The sequence below is a fragment of the Alkalimarinus coralli genome (genome assembly GCF_023650515.1).
Classification (GTDB): domain Bacteria; phylum Pseudomonadota; class Gammaproteobacteria; order Pseudomonadales; family Oleiphilaceae; genus Alkalimarinus; species Alkalimarinus coralli.
This window is the reverse complement of the sequence record NZ_CP096016.1, coordinates 4,496,601-4,517,500: the sequence shown is the minus strand read 5'-3', so window position 1 is coordinate 4,517,500 and position 20,900 is coordinate 4,496,601. Positions and strand designations below refer to the sequence as shown.

20 protein-coding genes are annotated in these 20,900 nt (G+C 47.2%); 12 read left to right on the top strand and 8 right to left on the bottom strand.

The features are described from left to right. Window positions 1-23: 23 nt before the first annotated feature. The gene (gene tyrS, locus MY523_RS20375; RefSeq protein ID WP_250656514.1) at window positions 24-1,223 is read right to left on the bottom strand and encodes a tyrosine--tRNA ligase; all 1,200 of its coding nucleotides are present in this window, start codon (window positions 1,221-1,223) and stop codon (window positions 24-26) included. 263 nt (window positions 1,224-1,486) lie between these two features. On the opposite strand from tyrS, the gene MY523_RS20370 reads away from it, so the two are divergent. Both MY523_RS20370 and MY523_RS20365 read left to right on the top strand, forming a co-directional pair. Further along, a complete protein-coding gene (locus MY523_RS20370) occupies window positions 1,487-2,857 on the top strand; it encodes an OapA family protein (protein ID WP_250656513.1) in 1,371 nt (456 codons plus the stop codon). A gap of 2 nt (window positions 2,858-2,859) precedes the next feature. Continuing rightward, window positions 2,860-3,999 (top strand): anhydro-N-acetylmuramic acid kinase, encoded by a 1,140-nt coding sequence (locus MY523_RS20365; RefSeq protein WP_250656512.1) that lies wholly within the window; start codon window positions 2,860-2,862, stop codon window positions 3,997-3,999. 52 nt (window positions 4,000-4,051) lie between these two features. Here MY523_RS20365 and erpA read toward each other — a convergent pair whose 3' ends face one another. From erpA to argC, 4 genes are all read right to left on the bottom strand, one after another. Further along, window positions 4,052-4,384 carry an iron-sulfur cluster insertion protein ErpA gene (gene erpA / locus MY523_RS20360; RefSeq protein WP_250658857.1) on the bottom strand — a complete coding sequence of 111 codons (333 nt, stop codon included), beginning with the start codon at window positions 4,382-4,384 and terminating at the stop codon, window positions 4,052-4,054. A 105-nt stretch (window positions 4,385-4,489) separates the two neighbouring features. Then, window positions 4,490-4,972, bottom strand: a complete 483-nt coding sequence (locus MY523_RS20355; RefSeq protein ID WP_250656511.1) for a bactofilin family protein — start codon at window positions 4,970-4,972, stop codon at window positions 4,490-4,492. A 13-nt stretch (window positions 4,973-4,985) separates the two neighbouring features. After that, window positions 4,986-5,705 carry a DUF6776 family protein gene (locus tag MY523_RS20350; RefSeq protein ID WP_250656510.1) on the bottom strand — a complete coding sequence of 240 codons (720 nt, stop codon included), beginning with the start codon at window positions 5,703-5,705 and terminating at the stop codon, window positions 4,986-4,988. A gap of 35 nt (window positions 5,706-5,740) precedes the next feature. Beyond that, window positions 5,741-6,790 carry an N-acetyl-gamma-glutamyl-phosphate reductase gene (gene argC / locus MY523_RS20345; protein ID WP_250656509.1) on the bottom strand — a complete coding sequence of 350 codons (1,050 nt, stop codon included), beginning with the start codon at window positions 6,788-6,790 and terminating at the stop codon, window positions 5,741-5,743. Between the two features lie 538 nt (window positions 6,791-7,328). Between argC and MY523_RS20340 the strand changes: the two genes are divergently transcribed. The 6 genes from MY523_RS20340 (at window position 7,329) to MY523_RS20315 (ending at window position 13,855) form a co-directional block, all read left to right on the top strand. After that, window positions 7,329-9,107, top strand: coding sequence for a chloride channel protein (locus MY523_RS20340; protein WP_250656508.1), 1,779 nt, complete (start codon window positions 7,329-7,331; stop codon window positions 9,105-9,107). Window positions 9,108-9,215: 108 nt separating this feature from the next. After that, window positions 9,216-9,638 carry a protoporphyrinogen oxidase HemJ gene (hemJ, locus tag MY523_RS20335; RefSeq protein WP_250656507.1) on the top strand — a complete coding sequence of 141 codons (423 nt, stop codon included), beginning with the start codon at window positions 9,216-9,218 and terminating at the stop codon, window positions 9,636-9,638. Between the two features lie 16 nt (window positions 9,639-9,654). After that, window positions 9,655-10,494 carry a hydroxymethylpyrimidine/phosphomethylpyrimidine kinase gene (locus tag MY523_RS20330; RefSeq protein WP_250656506.1) on the top strand — a complete coding sequence of 280 codons (840 nt, stop codon included), beginning with the start codon at window positions 9,655-9,657 and terminating at the stop codon, window positions 10,492-10,494. 14 nt (window positions 10,495-10,508) lie between these two features. After that, window positions 10,509-11,132, top strand: coding sequence for a thiamine phosphate synthase (gene thiE, locus MY523_RS20325; RefSeq protein WP_250656505.1), 624 nt, complete (start codon window positions 10,509-10,511; stop codon window positions 11,130-11,132). 57 nt (window positions 11,133-11,189) lie between these two features. Beyond that, on the top strand, window positions 11,190-12,470 hold the full coding sequence (gene hemL / locus MY523_RS20320) for a glutamate-1-semialdehyde 2,1-aminomutase (RefSeq protein WP_250656504.1): 1,281 nt from the start codon (window positions 11,190-11,192) through the stop codon (window positions 12,468-12,470). A gap of 410 nt (window positions 12,471-12,880) precedes the next feature. Next, the gene (locus tag MY523_RS20315; protein WP_250656503.1) at window positions 12,881-13,855 is read left to right on the top strand and encodes a lipase family alpha/beta hydrolase; all 975 of its coding nucleotides are present in this window, start codon (window positions 12,881-12,883) and stop codon (window positions 13,853-13,855) included. 196 nt (window positions 13,856-14,051) lie between these two features. On the opposite strand, the gene MY523_RS20310 is transcribed toward MY523_RS20315, so the two are convergent. Then, complete coding sequence (locus tag MY523_RS20310; protein WP_250656502.1) at window positions 14,052-14,549, bottom strand: tetratricopeptide repeat protein; 498 nt, start codon at window positions 14,547-14,549, stop codon at window positions 14,052-14,054. A gap of 24 nt (window positions 14,550-14,573) precedes the next feature. Next, on the bottom strand, window positions 14,574-16,844 hold the full coding sequence (mrcB, locus tag MY523_RS20305) for a penicillin-binding protein 1B (protein WP_250656501.1): 2,271 nt from the start codon (window positions 16,842-16,844) through the stop codon (window positions 14,574-14,576). Window positions 16,845-16,991: 147 nt separating this feature from the next. Here mrcB and MY523_RS20300 point away from each other — a divergent pair, with 147 nt between their 5' ends. Continuing rightward, entirely contained in the window at window positions 16,992-18,608 is a 1,617-nt protein-coding gene (locus MY523_RS20300; protein ID WP_250656500.1) for a bifunctional aminoglycoside phosphotransferase/ATP-binding protein, read from the top strand. On the opposite strand, the gene MY523_RS20295 is transcribed toward MY523_RS20300, so the two are convergent. Next, a complete protein-coding gene (locus MY523_RS20295; RefSeq protein WP_250656499.1) occupies window positions 18,595-18,990 on the bottom strand; it encodes a response regulator transcription factor in 396 nt (131 codons plus the stop codon). The two genes, MY523_RS20300 and MY523_RS20295, sit on opposite strands and share 14 nt — an antisense overlap. A gap of 260 nt (window positions 18,991-19,250) precedes the next feature. Between MY523_RS20295 and MY523_RS20290 the strand changes: the two genes are divergently transcribed. The 3 genes from MY523_RS20290 to MY523_RS20280 all read left to right on the top strand — a co-directional run bounded on the left by MY523_RS20290 (window position 19,251) and on the right by MY523_RS20280 (window position 20,833). Continuing rightward, entirely contained in the window at window positions 19,251-19,598 is a 348-nt protein-coding gene (locus tag MY523_RS20290; protein ID WP_250656498.1) for a pentapeptide repeat-containing protein, read from the top strand. A gap of 11 nt (window positions 19,599-19,609) precedes the next feature. Beyond that, a complete protein-coding gene (locus MY523_RS20285; protein ID WP_250656497.1) occupies window positions 19,610-20,404 on the top strand; it encodes a Crp/Fnr family transcriptional regulator in 795 nt (264 codons plus the stop codon). 93 nt (window positions 20,405-20,497) lie between these two features. After that, window positions 20,498-20,833: a Rieske (2Fe-2S) protein gene (locus MY523_RS20280; RefSeq protein ID WP_250656496.1), complete on the top strand. Its 336-nt coding sequence runs from the start codon at window positions 20,498-20,500 to the stop codon at window positions 20,831-20,833. The last annotated feature ends 67 nt before the right edge of the window (window positions 20,834-20,900 follow it).

The following is a 20,900-nucleotide window of genomic DNA, read 5'->3' as shown; positions in this document are numbered from 1 at the left end:
GACACCAAGACAAAACCACCACACTACTTAACAGTCACACGCGCGATCTTCTTCTTGCCTGCCTGTATCACCTTGCTTTCACCAGAAACCATCTTGAACCCAGGCTCAACTTTTTCACCATCAGCGAACACAACCCCTCGACCCAACGCATCTTTAGCCGCCTTGCCGTTCACAACCAACCCCGCTCGCCGGAGAATTTCGTTTACCCATATCTCAGGCTGTCCATCCAATTCAAGCTCGACCTCTGGCACATCATCAGGTATCTCACCCAAGCCCATTTTATTGCCTGCCGATTTATGAGCCGATGCAGCAGCCTCCTCATCATGAAAGCGCCCTATAATCTCTTTTGCCAAGATCTGTTTGACCTCTTGAGGGTTTCTCCCTGATTCCACCTCTTGCCGAAGACCGTCAACCTCTTCCATAGGCCTAAAGCTCAGCAACTCAAAATAGCGCCAAATTAGCGTGTCAGGCATAGAGAGGATCTTGGTATACATTTCACCAGGCGAATCGGAAACCCCAATATAGTTGCCGAGGGACTTGGACATCTTCTGTACACCATCCAACCCTTCAAGAATTGGCATTGTGATAATAGTTTGCGGATCCTGCCCCGCATTTTTCTGTAATGTACGCCCCATCAGCAAGTTAAACTTCTGATCCGTTCCTCCAAGCTCGACATCAGCTTCCATGGCAACCGAATCATAACCCTGCACCAAGGGGTACAAAAACTCATGAATAGCTATAGACTGCTCACCCTTAAACCGCTTACTAAAGTCATCACGCTCTAGCATTCTCGCCACGGTGTACTGACCAGCCAGTCGAATCATATCGGACGCTGACATGCCCCTCATCCATTCGGAGTTGAACATTACCGTTGTTTTCTCGGGATCAAGAATTTTAAAAACTTGCTCCTTGTACGACTCAGCATTCTTTTTTACCTGCTCCTCAGTTAGCGGAGGGCGAGTAGCACTCTTACCTGTTGGATCACCAATCATACCGGTAAAGTCGCCAATCAAAAACAGTACGTCATGACCCAGATCCTGAAACTGTTTTAGCTTATTAATCAGCACTGTGTGCCCCAAGTGCAAGTCAGGCGCTGTTGGATCGAAACCCGCTTTTACTCTCAACTTCTTACCTGATTCCAGCTTCTTAACTAAATCTTCTTCGACGAGAATCTCATCTGCTCCACGACGAATTACCGATAATACTTGCTCTACTGAGGACATCAACCTTCACCATACGATACATGCAGCAACAATATTGCTAAACATTTTAACCATTAATAGCCGTATATTACGCTTAATAAGCGTAAACTAGGCACTTTATAGAGAACAGCCTATAAAAAAGAAATAGCTGGCAATTATAACAGATTTTAATTTCGATTCGTAAAATCGTTGTTATTCTTCTTTGATCTATTAGCAATATATCACCTATACTTAATGTAAATTGCCAAGACATGTCGAATAAGTGCTAGAAAAAAGGTATTAACGTGACACGAGAATTTCCAAAAGCGCATCTTTTTGCTGCGGGAGGCCTAAGCCTTGCTTTAAGCATCATGCTGTTACTAAGCCCCAGTAGTGAAGTCGAAGCCAACCGCATATCTATTCCATTGCAGGTAGCTGATGAAGACCTTTCCAAGACAGCCTCTGCAGCCGCTTCTCAAATAGACGAGCAACATATAGACAATCAACATCAGGAAATTAGCACTTCACCAGAGGATGTCACTCCCACTCCAGTTGAAACTGACATAGTTATCGAGCAGTGGGATAATTTTAAAGTCAAAAAGGGCGACACCTTATCAACGCTTTTCAAGAAAGCGGGCCTCAATGACAAAATCATGTACAAAGTGATTGCCGGGCACAAATCAAATAAAGCGCTTGCTAGCATCTACCCGGGCGAGACCATTGCATTTCTTAAAGATGAAGACGAAAAACTAAAGCAGATAAGACTGCAACGAAGCCAGCTAGAGTCATTTGTGCTATCCCGTCAGGAGAACGGTAAATTCACTAGCGAAGAGGTCTTCGTTAAGCCAGATATACAACTTGCCTACGCAGAAGGGACCATTGACAGCTCGCTATTTCTTGCAGGACAAAAGGCCGGTCTGAAGCAGTCCCTGATTATGGAGCTGGCAAACATTTTCGGCTGGGATATCGATTTTATTCTCGATATTCGAAGTGGCGACTCGTTTAATCTCGTATACGAGGAGCTTTATATTGATGGCAATAAAATTGGTGAAGGCAAAATTATAGCTGCCACCTTCAACAACCAAGGACGCGAACTAAAAGCCGTTTTATATACAGACAAAAAGGGAGACAGCAACTATTTCACTCCCGAAGGGCATAGCATGAGAAAGGCCTTTTTAAGATCGCCTATCGATTTTGCTCGAATATCATCACACTTTAATCTTCGTCGTAAGCACCCTGTTCTGCATACAATCAGGGCGCACAAAGGCACAGATTATGCCGCCAGAAGAGGAACCCCCATCAAAGCGACTGGCGATGGCAAGGTTGTTCATGCAGGCAGAAAAGGGGGCTACGGTAAAGCCGTTATTATTCAACATGGCCAGAAATTCACTACGCTGTATGCCCATATGAGCAAATATGCACGCGGTGTACGAAACGGCTCCCGTGTTAAACAGGGCCAGATCATTGGTTATGTTGGCAGTACCGGACTCGCATCTGGCCCACACCTTCATTATGAATTTAAGGTGAACGGCGTACATAAGAACTCAGTAAAAGTGAAGCTGCCTCAAGCAAACCCTATCAAGAAGAGCGAAATGGCTGATTTTAGAAAACAGACCAACCTCTACCTATCGCAGCTTGAAACCCTATCACAGAGCTACCGCCTGGCCGCTAACTAGCAATGGCCAGTTCAGCAAGTGAAGGGCTTTATATTGGATTAATGTCCGGCACCAGCATCGACGCCGTCGATGCTGTTCTTGTTAAGATCTCTAACAAAATTGAAATTCTCGCCACGCACTCCACGCCAATCTCTCAAACACTCAAAGAAACAATACTTGCGTTATGCTCCAGCGGAGAAAATGAGATACAGCGCGCTTGTGAACTTGACCGGGAGCTGGGGCACATCTTTGCAAAGTGCGCTTTAGCTGTCTGCAATAAAGCACACATACCGGCCAGCCATATATCTGCTATTGGCAGCCACGGACAGACTATCCGCCACTCTCCCCACGGCAAGCAAGCATTTACACTACAAATTGCTGACCCAAACACCATTGCAGAAGAAAGCGGAATAACAACTGTGGCTGACTTTAGGCGACGAGATATTGCAGCGGGAGGGCAAGGCGCACCGCTAGTGCCCGCATTTCATGAACATGTATTCGGATGCAGCACTAAAAATAGAGCAATCGTAAATATTGGCGGCATGGCCAACATTACCCTGATTTCAACACCTGAAACACCTACAATAGGCTTTGATACTGGCCCAGGTAACGTACTGCTTGATTATTGGATACACAAACATCAACGTAAGAAGTACGACCAAAATGGTAATTGGGCAGCTTCAGGAAGTGTAAACAACGATTTATTAGGCGCATTACTTAAAGCCCCCTATCTATCGACCCCGCCGCCCAAAAGTACAGGAAGAGAGCTTTTTAACCCGGAATGGCTAGAGCACCAGCTGGCCAACTTTTCTGATATTTCGCCAGCAGATATTCAGTGCACATTGACTGAGTTTACATGTCAAACAATAGCCAACGACCTAAAAGCACTCGATACAACACGAACTAGAGATCAGCATACGCACGAGATTTATATTTGCGGCGGCGGCGCCAATAATAGCTATATGCTTGATCGCTTACAGTCACTTTTACCCGGCAAAAATGTATCAACAACCAGCTCTCTGGGCATTGCTCCCGAGCTTGTTGAGTCTACGGCATTTGCCTGGTTGGCCTATCGAACAATGAATAGATTAAGCGGAAACTTAACGAGCGTAACGGGCGCCCGTAAAGAAAGGGTGCTTGGCGCCATATATTGGGGAAATTAAATTAGGAAGGTAGTCCGAAGTAATACCCTCAATAAACATCGAGGGTACCGTACTAAATACTGAAAGAAGAACCGCAGCCACAGGTGCTTGAGGCATTTGGGTTATTCACTACAAATTGAGAACCCTGCAACCCCTCACTATAGTCAACCGTTGCGCCAACCAGGTATTGATAACTCATAGGGTCGACAAGTAACAAAACACCCTCTTTTTCTATTGCGGTATCATCATCTGCCATAGCCTCATCAAACGTGAAGCCATACTGGAAACCTGAACAACCTCCACCGGTAACAAACACTCGAAGCTTTAACTCAGGATTCCCCTCTTCTTCTATCAAACTTTTAACTTTTGACGCAGCCGCATCAGTAAACACCAATGGATCAGGCATGTGCGACTCTACAGCACTCATAATTCCTCCAACGGAAAACAACCTAGACCGCCAATTATCCAATTAACCGACTAAAATAGTCAATTATTGCCGCGTAATATTTTATTACCCTGCAGATAATCTCTCTTCGTTAAGCGTCTGCTCATCAGCATCACTTAAGGCAGTTTGAGTCTGGTTCTCGTTCGAGTGAGGCTTGATATCGCTGATCGGAACGGGCTCTTTATGGTGAACCAGATTGCCATTCACTTCAGCCCCCATCACCATTTCTATCAGGTGATAGTACACGTTTCCTTTGATAGACGCATTGGCCGCCAGCTCAATATGCTTTGACGAGTATACGTCGCCATGAACAGTTCCATTCACAATGATATGGGGGGCAATCACATCACCATCAACCTCGCCCACATCGCTGATACGAATGACGGCTTCACCACCTTCATCTGCCCGTATAGTACCTTTCACAACACCATCAATATGCAACCCGCCAGAAAAGTGCAAATCGCCTTCTATTTGAGTTTTGTTAGATATCAAGGTATCAAAATGTCCCGCGACAGGTTTACGCCCTTTAGCTTTCTTATTACCCCACATAATCGATCACCTCCTAAGTCTTCCAATCAAATGTCTGCTCTACTCTGGTATTCTTCTTACCTCGTGCCTGCGCTACGATTTGAACTTTTTCTGGCGTGAAGTCATCAGGAAGAATCAGCTCGCCAGCAATATCCTGAAAGTATCTGAATTTGAATTTTATCCCCAGTTCCTTAACATCGGAGATATCGCGCAGCGGGAGGATTTCTTTTTTCCCCCCTTTTGAGCCGATAAAGTTAACCGCAACAACACCCTGTATATATCGCTTATTGTTCGCGACCTGCGTCAACACCACCTTATAAGCATAGCGTTTTCGATCCGAGGTGCTGAGAATTTCAAGCTTTTGTACTTGTAGGCCTTTTGTGTTGTCAGCAGGAGCCAAAATGTTTTTATAAAAGGATACGTCAGCTTTCAACTGGCTAACCTCTTTTTCCAGCCCTCGTATAGTCGACTTAACGGACTGCTTGGCCTGGCTATCAATTGCTCTGCCACGCTCAAGGTTTGCAATTTCCTGCCTATAACGAATATCACTTTCGCTGAGGCGCTTAACCTCCTGACGCAAGCTATCCCTTTCTGCCTCAAGCTCGGTATTCTGTGCAGACAATCGGGACTCACCAGCCACAAACCCAACAACCGCTATAGCCACAGAAGAGAGAACAAAAAACAGCGTTTGTTTTGCTCTCTGCCCCGGACGATGGGGTACAACAATTAGTTTTTCCTTAGACCTTAATGACATAATATTCCTATAAGTTATTGCTGCACAGCCCGCCCCTAAGGCATTAGCGCAATATGCTCAATACCCGCTGTTTCCTGTAAACCAAACATGATATTCATATTCTGAACGGCTTGCCCAGCAGCACCTTTGACCAAATTATCAATTACAGATAAGACAATAATCGTGTCACTATTTTCTTGCTGGTGAAGGGCGATGCGGCACATGTTAGAGCCTTTAACGCTTCTGGTCTCAGGGTGTGAACGCAGAGGCATAACATCAACGAAAGGTTCATCTTTATAGCGTGCTTCAAACAGTGCCTGAATATCCTCTAATGCCATACCTTTCTGAGAGTCAGGCGTTAATCTGGCGTAAAGCGTCGCCTCGATGCCCCTTATCATCGGTAACAGATGAGGTACAAAAGTGAGGCCAACGTCACCACCCTGCATGGCGTTCAAGCCTTGCTTTATCTCTGGTAAGTGCCTGTGACCTGATGCGCCATAAGCTTTAAAACTGCCGGACGTTTCACTGAACAACGACCCAACATTAGCCCCTCGGCCGGCACCACTAATTCCAGATTTCGCATCAGCAATCAAATGTGAGGTTTCGATCAAATTATTTTCAAGTAACGGCAAAAAACCCAGCTGAACAGCGGTTGGATAGCACCCAGGATTAGCGAGTAGCTGGCAATGTTTTATTTCGCTCCTGTTGATTTCAGGCAGCCCGTAAACCGCTTGCTTCAACAATTCTGAGCAGGCATGACTCTGACCGTACCACTTTTCCCAAACTGCAACATCAGAAATACGGAAGTCGGCCGCAAGGTCAATCACTCGAACACCTTTCGACAGCAGTTCGGGTACCTGCTTCATCGCCACACCATTAGGGGTTGCGAAAAAAACCAGGTCACATGCTGCCAGTTTATTAACATCGGGTTCGGTAAATGGGAGGTCTAAGCGCCCTCTCAGATTTGGATATGTGTCGGAAACCAGAGTGCCCGCTTCTGAACGCGAGGTTATCACCTGTAGATCAACATCAGGATGCATTGCCAACAAACGCAATAACTCCACCCCGGTATATCCTGTACCTCCAACGATTCCGACCTTAATCACAATATTCTGCCTCCAAATGCGTAAAAAATTGCCCAGTAGCGCTGCTCTGCCATTGGCGAGCTTACCTCTCAATCAAACAAGCAGCATAATTAAGTGTATGCATACCGCCAGCCCTCACCTTAAGCACCGCGTATTAATAGTTTACGTCGATTACTCAACTATTGGACGTAATTTTATCATGATACGGCAAGTTCAGTCCCTGTTGCTTTGCCCTTTAAAAAGATAAAGTATCAATTATTTAAGATTCAGGTCCCGTTGTGTCAGAATAGCTCTCATTAAGAAGTGCCGTAAAATTTTATAAGAGACCTTTGCACGACGTTATGAGCGAATCAAAGACAAGGCAAAACATGACGAAAAAGCGCAGTTTATGGTCTATAAGTCCCGGTCGACCCAGGAGAGCGCACAATTTTGAGTCATTTTTTAACGCTGTATTTGTAAGCGCAGTAGTCGTGCAAAAGTATCTATAACACGGGCCAACACGTAATACCGCAAGTTCACAACGGAAATCACTCACAAAATCATGTCCACTAAGGCTAGCATGCTCTGGAACAGACTAAAAGATGCTTACATCCAGCTATTTCGTAGGCAACTGGCCGGGGCTGACGCGCTTCCTCAGCTTGCTCTTTTAGGCTTAATTTCCGGCTCATTGGCTGCTGCGGTTATACTCATTTTCAGATATTCGATAGAGTGGCCTCTCTCTTATTTTTTGCCGGATAACAACCCTGAAAATTTCGAAGCGCTCAATTGGGTCACTCGAGGCGTCCTGCCACTTTCAGGCGCTGTCATCATTGGTTTTTTCTGGTACCGGCTACAGATTAGCCAGCGAAAAGTTGGCGTTGCCTACGTCATGGAACGCTTGGGTTATCACCAAGGCTATATTACGTTCAAAAGTGCACTAACGCAGTTTTTTGCCGGACTTATCACCATTGGTTCTGGCCAGTCCGCTGGTCGAGAAGGGCCGGCGGTTCACCTTGGGGCGGCTTGCGCAAGCCTATTGGGCCAAAAGATGAAGCTGCCCAATAACAGCATCCGTACACTCGTTGGTTGTGGTTCTGCGGCTGCGATTTCAGCATCGTTTGACACACCTATTGCGGGCGTCATTTTTGCGATGGAAGTCGTTATGATGGAGTATACTATTGCAGGATTTACCCCCGTTATTCTGGCCTCCGTCTCCGCAGCCCTGATCTCGCAGTCAGTTTACGGCAGTAGCTATGCCTTCACTGTTCCGCAATTGGAGATGGCATCACTGCTGGATGTGCCTTACGTGGTCGCAATGGGTATTGTTCTGGGCACGCTGTCGGCAGCCTTTGTACGCATTCTGCAATACTTCATGGGCTTTCAATCACGCCCTATCTTTCTACGTATTCTTTCGGCTGGCGCGTTAACGGCGGTCGCTGCAATATCATTCCCGCAAATTATGGGGATTGGCTATGACACAGTGAACCAGACGATACTGGGTGAGCTGTCATTGGCTTTACTCTGTACGGTGGCACTGGTGAAACTAATGGTTACCGCAACGGCTGTTGGTTTAGGTATGCCGAGTGGAATCGTCGGGCCGACGCTATTCATAGGCGCAACGGCTGGTGGGGCGATGGGGATGCTGGGTGCGTTTTTCGCCCCGGAAACGGCATCTTCAACCGGGTTTTATGCAATGATCGGAATGGGAGCCATGATGGGCGCAGTTCTGCAAGCTCCTCTTGCAGCGCTGATGGCACTGTTAGAGCTTACTAACAACCCCAACATCATTCTGCCCGGCATGCTGATCATCACGGTATCAAGCATGGTTGCCAGCGAGCTATTTAGTCAGCGCTCGGTCTTTTTAACCATACTAAAAGCGCAAGGGCTGGATTATCACAATGAACCCGTCACTCAGGCGTTGCGCAGAGTGAGCGTGGGTTCCATTATGGAGCGCAATATATTCCGGTGTTCCAGGCTGGTGAGTCTGGAGTTTGCCAAAGAGATTTTAGCGAAAGAGCCCAAGTGGATTATCATTGATAAAGACAAAAAGCCCACATCAGCATTGCCAGTGGTAGACCTCGCCAGATATCTGGAAGAAAATGATGAGCAGTTCAAGACGGCCGAAGCGGAACCAGCCGCAGAAAAAATCATGATTGATCTTTTAGAAATTCCGGCCCAACGTAAAGATATTACACCATTGTATTATCAGGCCACGCTTCAGGAAGCAATGGATCAATTTACGGAGTCTTCAACAGAGGCGCTTTTAGTTGAGAGAACCTCTGCTCCCATGATCAAAACAGTGCTGGGAATTATCACCCGTTCTGATATAGAAAACTACTACCAATACAAAAGACGGTGAACATGCACTATCATGCCTCACCAGCAAGCAAAACAGACGTCTAGTAGAACAACACCGCGATCAAACACTGCTAGACACTGCACTTACTAAATTAAAGGAGACAGCATCTTGCTATGGGTTAAAGCGTTTCATATTGTGTCAGTCATTTGTTGGTTTGCAGCGCTATTTTATCTGCCCCGCCTGTTTGTATACCACGCATCAAGCAGTGACAAAATCAGTATAGAGCGATTCAAAATTATGGAGCGAAAGCTCTATCGGGGTATTTCGACTCCTTCGATGATCGCAACATTGGTATTAGGCTTTTGGTTAATTAGTTACAATGTTGAAGGTTATCTAGCCAGTGGCTGGTTGCATGCCAAGCTATTTCTGGTTGCCCTATTGGTCGCTTACCATTTTTATTCCGGTTACCTGCTCAAACAATTCAGAGACGATAAAAACACACGCAGCCACGTTTTCTATCGTTGGTTTAATGAGTTTCCGGTGCTCATCCTGATCGCTGTGGTAATACTCGTGGTCGTGAAGCCTTTTTAAGATAACGAGCAGCAACATGAATCAAACATTACCCGTCGTACTGGCTATTGCCGGCTTAGACCCCAGCGGGGGCGCAGGTATCCAGGCTGATATTCAAACGCTGTCTGCACTGAACTGCCATTGCACGCCAGTAGTCTCAACGCTGACAGTGCAGGACTCAGGCAAACTTTACCAATCACAGCCCGTGAGTCCAGAGACCTTGGAGAAACAGTTGCTCGCATTAGCAGCAGACTTTCACTTTTCTGCAATCAAGCTAGGGGCTCTCGGCAACGCAGAGAACGCAACACTCATCGCGCACTTTATTCAAAATCTAATCAAAACAACCCCATCGATCCCAATCACTCTGGATCCAGTTATAAGAGCTAGCGGGGGCAAAGAGCTTAGTGATCGCTCACTACAAGCCGTCTTACTGAATAAAATCATCCCTCATTGCACACTGGTTACCCCTAACGAACCGGAACTTAAGGCTTTGACCGGATGTGAAACACCCAAACAAGCGGCACATCAGCTGACCGCGTCTGGCACATCGGTTCTTTTGACTGGCGGCCATAGTAGGAACACGACAGAGCAAACCCTTGAAAACCAACTGTTTAGTCGTGCAGACCAAGTAATTCGGCAAAAGAGTTGGACGCTTAAACTCGTCGACGGAGAGTTTCGTGGTACTGGCTGCACCTTTTCATCAGCTATCGCTGCTTATATGGCACAGGGGTGTAAACTTGAAACCGCGATCGAAAAATCCCAAGCGTTTGTATCCTTCGCGGTAAAAAATGCTTATGCCCTAAAATCGGGGCAGATGATTCCGCAACGCCTTGCAACACCAACACTGGCACCAGCACCAGCACAAACATCAACGTAACGGGCACCAACCGAATGAATAAAAGCCAACTACGCGGGCTCTACGCCATCACCGACCCTGACTTACTTCCCGGAAAAAAACTGGTGTCTGCCGTTGAACAGGCGCTGCAAGGGGGTGCGTCTGTGATTCAATATCGGGATAAGACAGCCAGCGAAGCGGAACTCGTAAGGCTGGCAGCGTCGTTGGCAAGTTGTTGTAGAGACTATCAGCGACCACTGATCATCAATGATCGTATCGATATCTGCAAACGTGTCAGTGCAGACGGCGTACATTTAGGCCAGGAAGATAATGCAATAAAGACGGCGCGCCAAACATTAGGGCCTGACGCCATCATCGGTGCCACATGCCACAACTCTGTGACACTGGCGGAGCAAGCATTGGCCGATGGCGCGAGTTATATCGCGTTTGGTCGTTTTTTTAGCTCCTTAAGCAAGCAGCATGCACCTCCTGCGGAACTCTCAATTTTTGAACAGGCGAAAGCCATACCGCTACCAAAAGTGGGGATAGGCGGCATCAATCTTGACAATGCGCAATCCGTTTTGGAGCACGGAGCTGATATGATAGCGGTTATCCATGCGCTATTTGCATCACACGACATAACAACAAAGGCATCGGCCTTTGATAAGCTTTTCAGATAATTAACAAGCTCCCCTTTTCGGAGCACACAACGAATTAACAGCGATAGGAAATACACCATGTCACAGTCAGGCGACCTGTTTCAGGCAGCACAAAAAATCATCCCCGGAGGCGTTAACTCACCGGTACGTGCATTTAAAGGTGTCGGCGGCACCCCGATCTTTTTCAAAAAAGGCGAAGGGGCTTACATTACCGATGAAGACGGCAAGCGCTATGTAGACTACGTTGGCTCATGGGGACCGATGATTCTTGGTCACGCCCACCCCCGGGTTATTCAAAGTGTCGAAGAGCAGTTAAGAGCAGGCTTGGGGTTTGGTGCCCCCACCGCGATTGAAACCACCATGGCGCAGAAAGTATGCGACACCATTCCTTCTATCGACATGGTCAGAATGGTAAGTTCAGGTACGGAAGCGACCATGAGTGCTATTCGCCTTGCCCGAGGTTATACAGGCAGGGACAAAATTGTTAAATTCGAAGGGTGCTACCACGGCCATGCAGACTCTTTATTAGTGAAAGCAGGCTCAGGCGCGCTGACTCTAGGTGTTCCAAATTCTCCTGGTGTTCCTGCATCCGTCGCGGAGCATACCGTCACGCTAACCTACAATGATATCGAAAGTGTTAAAGCAGCGTTCGCTGAAATTGGCGATCAGGTCGCTGCAATTATTGTTGAACCTGTTGCAGGCAACATGAACTGCATTCCGCCCGTACCGGGTTTTCTTGAAGGTCTTAGGTCTGTATGTGACCAATATGGCAGCGTGCTGATTTTTGATGAGGTGATGACAGGGTTCAGAACAGCACTTGCCGGAGCCCAGTCGGTTTACAACATCACGCCCGACCTGACGACGCTTGGCAAGGTTATTGGTGGTGGCATGCCTGTAGGTGCCTTTGGCGGAAAGCGAGAAATTATGGAATATATCGCGCCAACCGGCCCTGTTTATCAAGCGGGCACCTTGTCAGGCAACCCTCTAGCCATGCGTGCGGGTATCACCATGCTGGAAGAGATTTCTAAGCCAGGTTTTTTTGAAGGCCTTGCAGAGCACACTCGACAACTCACAGAAGGGTTGCTTGAACGCGCACAAGCTGCCAATATTCCATTTGCTATTAGCCAAGTGGGCGGTATGTTTGGCCTCTTTTTCACTGAAGACAAGACCATTACAACATTCGAGCAAGTCACTCAATGTAACATAGAGCGCTTCCAGGCGTTTTATCACGGCATGTTAGAGCAAGGTATATATTTAGCACCGTCTGCTTACGAGGCCGGTTTTGTCTCGGCAGCACATGGCCATAAGGAAATACAGGCTACACTGGACGCAGCAGAGAAAGTTTTCGCAACGCTCTAGCGCTAGACTGTTTGCTCAGCAGCAGTATTTATGACTATGGTACTGCTGCTGAAAGCTAACTTCATTTCGTCTCCCCGCTATCGTATCAAACGGTTACCACTTCGTTACAAGCAGTAACAATCAATATCTCCCAAGTACCATTTTTCATGCTCCACACCTGCAATTTTTGAAAAACCTGCCTTAAATAACGCTTACTCATTTTAAAACTATCGTACATTTTTGTGACCATTCTCACGAAACTGAATTAATCTGGCACAAATATACCATTTTAGAGTATTTACTCCTTAATCGGGGCTCTGCTTTTGCATTCCTTCTTCACGTAAGCAATCTAATAGCAATAACAATATGTTTACGCACATAAGAACTTCCACTAAGGATAAAAACAAGAAGGATCTACAGGAAGAGAAAATATGAAACTTAAATCTACACTTATCGTTTTAACTGTATCATTGTTATGTCTGGGGCAGGCACAAGCAGGCTGGTTTAGCTGGTTGTTTCCGCCTTCAACATACACCAAAACCAAGTACCCTATTGTCATGATTGGCGGGTTTCTCGCATTTGATGACATTCTGGGCATCGAATACTTCTATGGTATTCCTAAAGAACTCAGAGAAGATGGTGCAACAGTTATCCCTGTTAACATCTCTGCGTTCAATGGCACCGAAGCTCGAGGGTTTCAGCTTGAGAAACAGCTTGACGAGCTAAGGGCTGCGAAGGGGTACCAGAAGTTCAACATTATGGGGCATAGTGGCGGTGCTACCACCGCTCGTTTTCTTGCCTCCATTAGACCTGACCTGGTGGCCTCTGTTACCTCAGTTCACGGCGCACACAAAGGCATTGAACTCGCTGATTGGGTTGATGACTTTAAAGATACCGTTGAAGAAGCAGGCCCTGTTGGCGAGGGTGTTCGCGATACACTCGCAGGTATCGTAAATACCTTAGGTGTTGCGGTTGAGTTCTTAAGCGGCAACTCCCCAGACGAGTTCCCTCAAGATGCTTTGGCAATGCTAGAGGATTACACCACCGAGAAGTCTGTGACATTTAATGTCGACCACGGTCAAGGCATCCCTCTTTCGAGCTGTGGAGAGGGCAGTTATCAAGTGAATGGTGTGAGCTATTACTCGTGGGGTGGTACATCGGCCTTCACAAATGCATTAGACCCGCTTGATTATCTTTTTGCTGTGACTTCTGCGCTCTATAGCGAGTCGAACGATGGACTGGTAGGTCGCTGTAGCAGTCACTTGGGTAAAGTGATCAGAGACAATTACAATATGAACCATGTTGATGCAATGAATCATATCTTTGGTTTACGAGGGTTGTTTTCGCCTAGCCCTGCATCGATTTACCGCCAGCAAGCAAACAGACTTAAAAATGCAGGACTTTAAGACAAACACGTCTTATTAGTCTGACCGCTTTCAGAGGCGTTTGGCTGGGTCGAATGATCCAGCCATTTTTGTATTTTTCCTCAGCATCAAACCTCTCCAGTATAGATAAACAGTATTTCCGCAACATCATCTATACCGTCACATCTATACCGTCATCTGTACCACCACGATCAGTACTGCTGGCCATCCACCAATATCAGAGCGTATTGAGAAAGAACTCTATGGCCTTTTTTAAGGCTTCATCATCACCAACCAGCGAGAGCCCCTTGTTGGCGAGTTGCCGGGCCTGACTATTTCGCCCCTGCTGCTTGCGCACCTCAGCCATCGCCAAATAAACCTGAGGCGCCCGAGGTGAGATTCGTTGTGCTCGCTCCAAATAACGCAGCGCTGAAGCGGTATCGCCATCTCCAGAGTATCGCTTGGCCTTGGTGACAAGCTCTTGCGCAGCGGGGGACAAATAGGCCGTATTGGTGCGAGCAGAGGGCTCAAAGGCCTCAGTCTTTGCCGGCTTGACAGCCTCTTGTGCTTGCGTGGGCTGTTCAGTTTTAGTATTGGCAGGAATCACCGTCGTTGGCTTAACACTACAGCCAGCCATCACCGCACTGGCCAATAGCACAGAGGTCAACAGCGTACGTGGTACGACCCGTCGCTCTTCCTCCTTACTACACCGCAGGGCTCTTATTGTTGTGTTCAATTTAACCTCCTAAATCATCACCCACTATTTAAACAGTGAGTTGAACCAATGTCTTGCTCTGGAAAAACCACTCTCACAGGGCTGCGCTTCAGCAGGCTGGCTTCCCTCAATAAAGGGAACCAGCCTGGCACCCGAACAACCGTCTTCCGCCCGCTTGCCAGACTTTTCGTCAACCCAATAGTATTCAATGCCGGACGGTTTTATCGGGTCAAAAGGTCGCTGAGGAAATTGGCTCATCAAGTTCCCCCAGACTCTCAGTGCACCAGAACTCCCCGTAAGACCGGTTGATCGATTGTCATCGTGACCTAACCACACCACGCCGAGATAATCGCCTGAAAAACCTGCAAACCAACTGTCTCTTGAGTCATTGGTTGTACCGGTTTTGCCCGCTACCGTCAGGTCGGGACTCAAATAACGGTAAACAGATTTTGCCGTCCCCTCTTTTGCTACACCGATTAGCCCATATTGCAACAGGTGCATTGAGCCTGGATCTATCACTTGCTCAATTTCATACGCGTAGCGGGACAGCTCCTCACCTTCCGAGGTGGTTACACTCCGTATCGCCCTTACAGGAACATTGAACCCCGATGCGGCAATGGTCTGGTACATTTGAGTCACTTCAAGCGGAGCAAGAGAGGTTGCACCTAAAAAAAGTGATGGATAAATCGTCATCGGGCGAGCGACGCCAAGCTGCGTCAACATCGAAGAAACCTCATCAACACCTAGCGCTAATCCAAGACGCGCAGTGGACAAATTATATGATCTGCTTAACGCTTGATGCAGCGGGATGGTGCCATGACTTTTGTTATCAAAGTTATGGGGTGTCCAGCGTTCACCGTTTTCAAACTCCAACGCAAAAGGTTTGTCTTCCAATGGAGATATCAGCGTATATGATTCGGGTTGCTGCAATGCGGTTAGATAAACCGCAGGTTTGATAATCGACCCTATAGGACGAACGGCATCTAACGCCCTGTTAAAACCTGAGAATTTCGGCTCCGCGCCACCTACTAGCGCCACAACCTCCCCGCTTTCTGTACCTGTCACCACAACCGCCCCCTGCATCGATGGGCTTGTGCGTTTAGGTGACAAAGACGCGAGTGTCGATTTAAGGGTTTGCTCAGCTCGCTCCTGAACCTGAGGGTCAAGCGTGGTAAAGATTCTTAACCCTTCACTTTGCAAGTCTTCTTGTTGGTAGTCTCGAGCCAGCTGTCGTTTAACCAAATCAATAAATGCGGGGTATCGGTTAGTACTGTAAGATGGTTTATCGATAACCCCCAAAGGTCGTCCACGCGCGATAATCGCTTGTTTCGTGCCTAACACGCCCTCTTCTTCCAACAGGTTCAAGACCAGATTCCGTCGCTCCAGCGCCCGCTTCGGATGTCTACGCGGGTCATAATATGCGGGGCCTTTGACCAGTGCGACTAATAGAGCACTCTGCTCAATTGTTAAATCGGACAGGGGTTTACCAAAGTAAAACTGGCTGGCCATGCCAAACCCGTGAATCGCCCGGGCTCCGGCCTGCCCAAGATAAACCTCGTTTATATAGGTTTCCAGAATATCCTGTTTCTCGTAGTGAAGCTCCAGCAACAGCGACATAACCGCTTCCGTGGCTTTGCGAACTATGGTTTTATCACGACTCAAATAGAAGTTCTTAACCAACTGCTGGGTCAGCGTACTGCCGCCTTGCACAACACGCCCCGCCTTAACGTTAACAATCATCGCCCTGAGGATAGACAACGGAGCAATACCGATGTGGTTTTCAAAATCGCGGTCTTCAACCAATAGCAGTGCTTCGACTAGCCCTTCGGAAACCTGCGCTAATGTCACCAGCTGGCGGTCTTCTTTCTGCGCAGGATATATACCGCCTATTTGCAGTGGTTCCAGCCTGAGAATTTCATTTTGCTCGCCCTTGGCAACAAAAAATCGGCTCACCACTCCGCTATCAATAGAAAAGGCGACTCGCCTGGATTTTTCCTTCCCGTCAGAGAACATGAAACCACGAGAGTATATAACCAGACCTGCCCCATGCTGGGCGAAGGTTCCTGGCGCACCAGCCTTTGCCGTTTGTTTATACCCTAGTGCTTTCAGCTCTAGCTTCAGGTTTTCAGCATCCAGTGCCAGTCCGTTGTATATTTCTAGCGGCCTTGCATAAACACGCGCGGGAATCTCCCAGCGCTTGCCTTCAAATTTGGCGCGAACAACAGCATCGAGATAAATAACCCAACTGGCCATTACGAGCAGCAATACAAGCATCAACTTGATAATTAACGCTTTGCCGGGTCGCAGTTTTTGCAATAAATGGTTACTCTTATGATGTGAATCAGACGATCGACGGCCCTTTGATTTTGACGTTTTTCGCTTACTCATAACGCTGAAAAAATACCTATTTCCATTAAATTGGTGGCTGGAACAAACTTTAATACCGCAAGCAAGGAGTGAACAGTGAGTGTTAAACTGATTAAAGCACTGCAGAATCCTACGCTATACGACCATCCTACGAAAGAGATTACTGTTCTTGAGACTCATATATCCTGGGTCATTCTAACAGGCCATTATGCCTATAAAATTAAAAAACCGGTAAACTTTGGTTTTCTCGATTTTTCATCACTGGATAAGCGCAAGCACTTTTGCCACGAAGAGTTAAGACTCAACCGCCGTCTGGCCAGCGAACTATATATTGGTGTAATTCCGATTTACGGCACCGATACTCAGCCACGGCTGGCAGAGCAGGAAGAACAGAATGCCCCTGAAGAGCAACCCATTGAGTACGCACTAAAGATGGTTCAGTTTGATCAGAGTGGCTTGCTCGATACATTGCAAGAAACACAACAGCTGACGCCTACTCATATTAACGCATTGGCCAAACAGCTCGCTGAGTTCCACCAAACCGTCAGTAGCCATCCGCCCAACAGCGAGTTTGGCGCTTCTCCGGCAGTCTTCGCGCCGGTCAATGAGAACTTTGAACAAATTCAGACGGCACTTCCCCCATCCCAACCGCAAGCCCAGTTAAACCAGCTTAAGCGTTGGGCGACCAGCGAATTTAACTTATTAAAAGCACGAATCGATCAGCGTAAGCAACAAGGTTTTGTCAGGGAGTGCCATGGTGACCTGCACTTGGGGAATATCACACTATTCAATCAATCTCTTACCATTTTTGACTGCATTGAATTCAACCCCTCTCTTAGCTGGATCGACGTTATCAGTGATCTTGCCTTTTTGGTTATGGATCTGGAAATGAGGGGTGAGAAAACCTTTGCCAATCAACTGACCAATTGTTATCTGGAAACAACCGGGGATTATCAAGGCGCCGCACTGCTTAAGTTCTACAAAGCCTACCGGGCAATGGTGCGGGCTAAAGTCGCCGTGTTATCGCTCGATAACCATCACGAGGCTGCCGACGCAAATGCGCAATTGATGCAGCGTTATCAACAGTACATTGCGCTGGCCACCCGCTACGAGCGGCCGTCCCATTGTTATCTATTGGTGATGCATGGCCTATCCGGCTCTGGGAAATCAAACATAAGCCGTCAGCTGGTCGAACAGCTAGGCGCCATTCGTATTCGATCAGATGTTGAACGAAAGAGGCTGTTTCACTATAACGCAGAGACTGACACACAATCACCGCCAGACGGAGGAATTTATACCCAGAACGCGACAAAAATGACCTACGACCATGTGGCCGGTCTGTCTGAAAATCTATTAAAAGCCGGGCTACCCGTCATCGTAGACGCAGCCAACTTGAAGCAGTGGCAACGCAACTTATTTCGAGATATTGCCATAAACGAAGGGGCGCCATTATTAATTATTTCTTGCCACGCCAGCAGTGATATTTTACGAGCGCGAGTAATAAAACGAGCGGAGCAAAATGAAGTGGGTGAAGAACACGATGCCTCTGAAGCCAAAATTGATACACTGGAGACGCAGTTCCAAATGTCGGAGCCACTGTCAGACGCTGAACTCAAATATGCTATTCAAATTGACACCAGCCAGCCAAATCCGTTGGCAGTCGTCATTAAAAGAGTCAAAAGCTTATTTCCCGATGAGTCTATGCATGTTTAGCGCCCTCTGAGGCGCTGTAGCTATTAATAAACTCAACAATCTTGTCTTCTGTAATCGGTTTTGGAATAAACAACAAGCCTAGTTTTTCAGCTTGAGCTCTTACCTCTTCTGTCATGTTGCCCGTTAATAGCGCGATCACCGCTTGAGTACAGTTGCCTCTCAGTTGTGGCGCAATGGTCAGCCCATCGGTTCCGGGCATGTTCATATCCAGTGTAATCAGGTCAATGTTGTCATTTTCGTATAAAGATACTTTTAACGCATCTGACGCGTTCTCTGCCTCTAGCACTTGCCATTCGGGGAATTTATTCTCAATAATGGCCTTTAACATCAAACGTGAGACTTTACTGTCATCTACCAGCATTATTTTTTTTGTATCACTCATTGGAAACACCTCCACCACTACTAATCAGAATCCAGGGGCCACGTTAAAGCCCTCATAAACTCGATAACAATCAAATACAATAAGTAAAGAATATTGCTCTATACTCCAAGTACGACAATTAAAAATGCCAGTGCAAGCAACACGGCAGAAGACCAACACAAACAACTGATGATCGTTTAAGAGCCTATACAAAAACTACAATAATCAATATAGCTCATATAACACCCTGTGAATGACATTTACTAAACAAGAGTTTGATTATGCCTGAGCAAATAAAAATTATTGACGACCCGCTTTACCAGTCGCTTCGCAGCGAAAATATCACTGCTTTTAACAATGCAAAAGCTAAAACCTCTCCGTTACCCAGCTTTGAATACTGCGACTTTCGTGGCTTGGATTTAAGAGGGATGGACGCAAGCGGCCTTGACCTTAGAAGTGCCTATTTCAGAGGTGCAGACTTGCGAGGAATAGACTTTCGCGACGCACAGTTGGAAGGCGCCAGCATTGCAGGGACAAAGATTTCAGGGTGCTACTTCCCGAAAAACTTAAAGTCCGACGAAATTGTCATGTCGCTCAACCACGGAACCCGGTTGCGTACAGACGTTTAGGGGCGTTCGTTATGTACTTCCCCGCTGACCACCCGGTTGCGGTTGACGCCCTGCTTGAACAGTACCACTCGCTAGCAGAGTCAATCAGCCACAACCTCACCTGGATCGGCAAGAGCCTGACCCTCTTACCGGGCGCAGACGTCTGTGACTCTCTTTCGTCCGGTCAGTTAGCCAGAGTTGAAAGCGGGCTCATTCACGTCAACTGGGGAAAACGAACGGCATTTATTCTGCAAAAGGGCGATTTCATTTTCCACTTCAATACCGCTGGAGAGCAAACGCTCTCTTATATGGTCGAAGAGACCGCTTCGGTTATCTGTGTTAACCCAACCGCGCTAAACGACCAGCTTTCTCAAAACAAAGCCGTTCAACAGCACTGGCATAACCTTTTGCTGATGCAGAGTGCAATCCTGGGCAATGCCTATGGGGCAAGTATTAAACAGGGTATTCGGCCAGCAGCGGGGTTTCAGCGTTACTCAGCAGGCGAGACGATTATTCGCGAAGGGGAGCCCGCAGAGCATGTATATACGCTACTAAAAGGCGAAGCGGTTGCGAGTGTAAAGACTGTACCATTAGGCACCATTAAAGAAGGCGAGATATTCGGCGCCCTTGCAGCGATAACCGGTGAAATTCGCAACGCGACCGTGTCAGCTCACTCAAACTGTACCGTTATGTCTGTGCCAAAAGACCAGTTTATAGACCTTATCAAGTCGCAACCAGAAACCTGTCTGCAAATGATTCAGACTATGGCCTACCAGATCACCGAGCTTAACAACCTGGTAAGCTCTCGGGTCGAATCCACTTTATGATATACTGCGCCACAGGTTAATGAGGTTGCATCATTGGCACTTAGCCAACGTGTTGCCAATATCGTACATTTAAATCAAGATCAGGAACTCAGCATGCAGAAATTATGCGATCTGGACGCTATCCAAGAAGACCAGAGCAAAGGCTTTGAAATCGATGGGGTGTCACTCTTCGCGGTTCGTAAAGATGGGCAGGTTCATGTTTACCAAAATCAGTGCCCTCACCTTAGTATTCCACTAGAGTTTATGCCTGATCAGTTTCTTGATAGTGAGAACTACTTTATTCAGTGCTCGACACATGGTGCTCTTTTTGAAGTTGAGTCTGGCAACTGTGTTAGCGGCCCTTGTGTTGGCGATAAACTCACTCCAATCGAGTGTAGCGTAGACAATAATCAGATACTCGTCCGCCTGCCTGAAAGCGTTACCGCCTAGAATATTTCAAAGCAGCGCTGCACCACGAACCCAGCGCAGCGCTGCTTATGAATGCATTGCCGCTCGC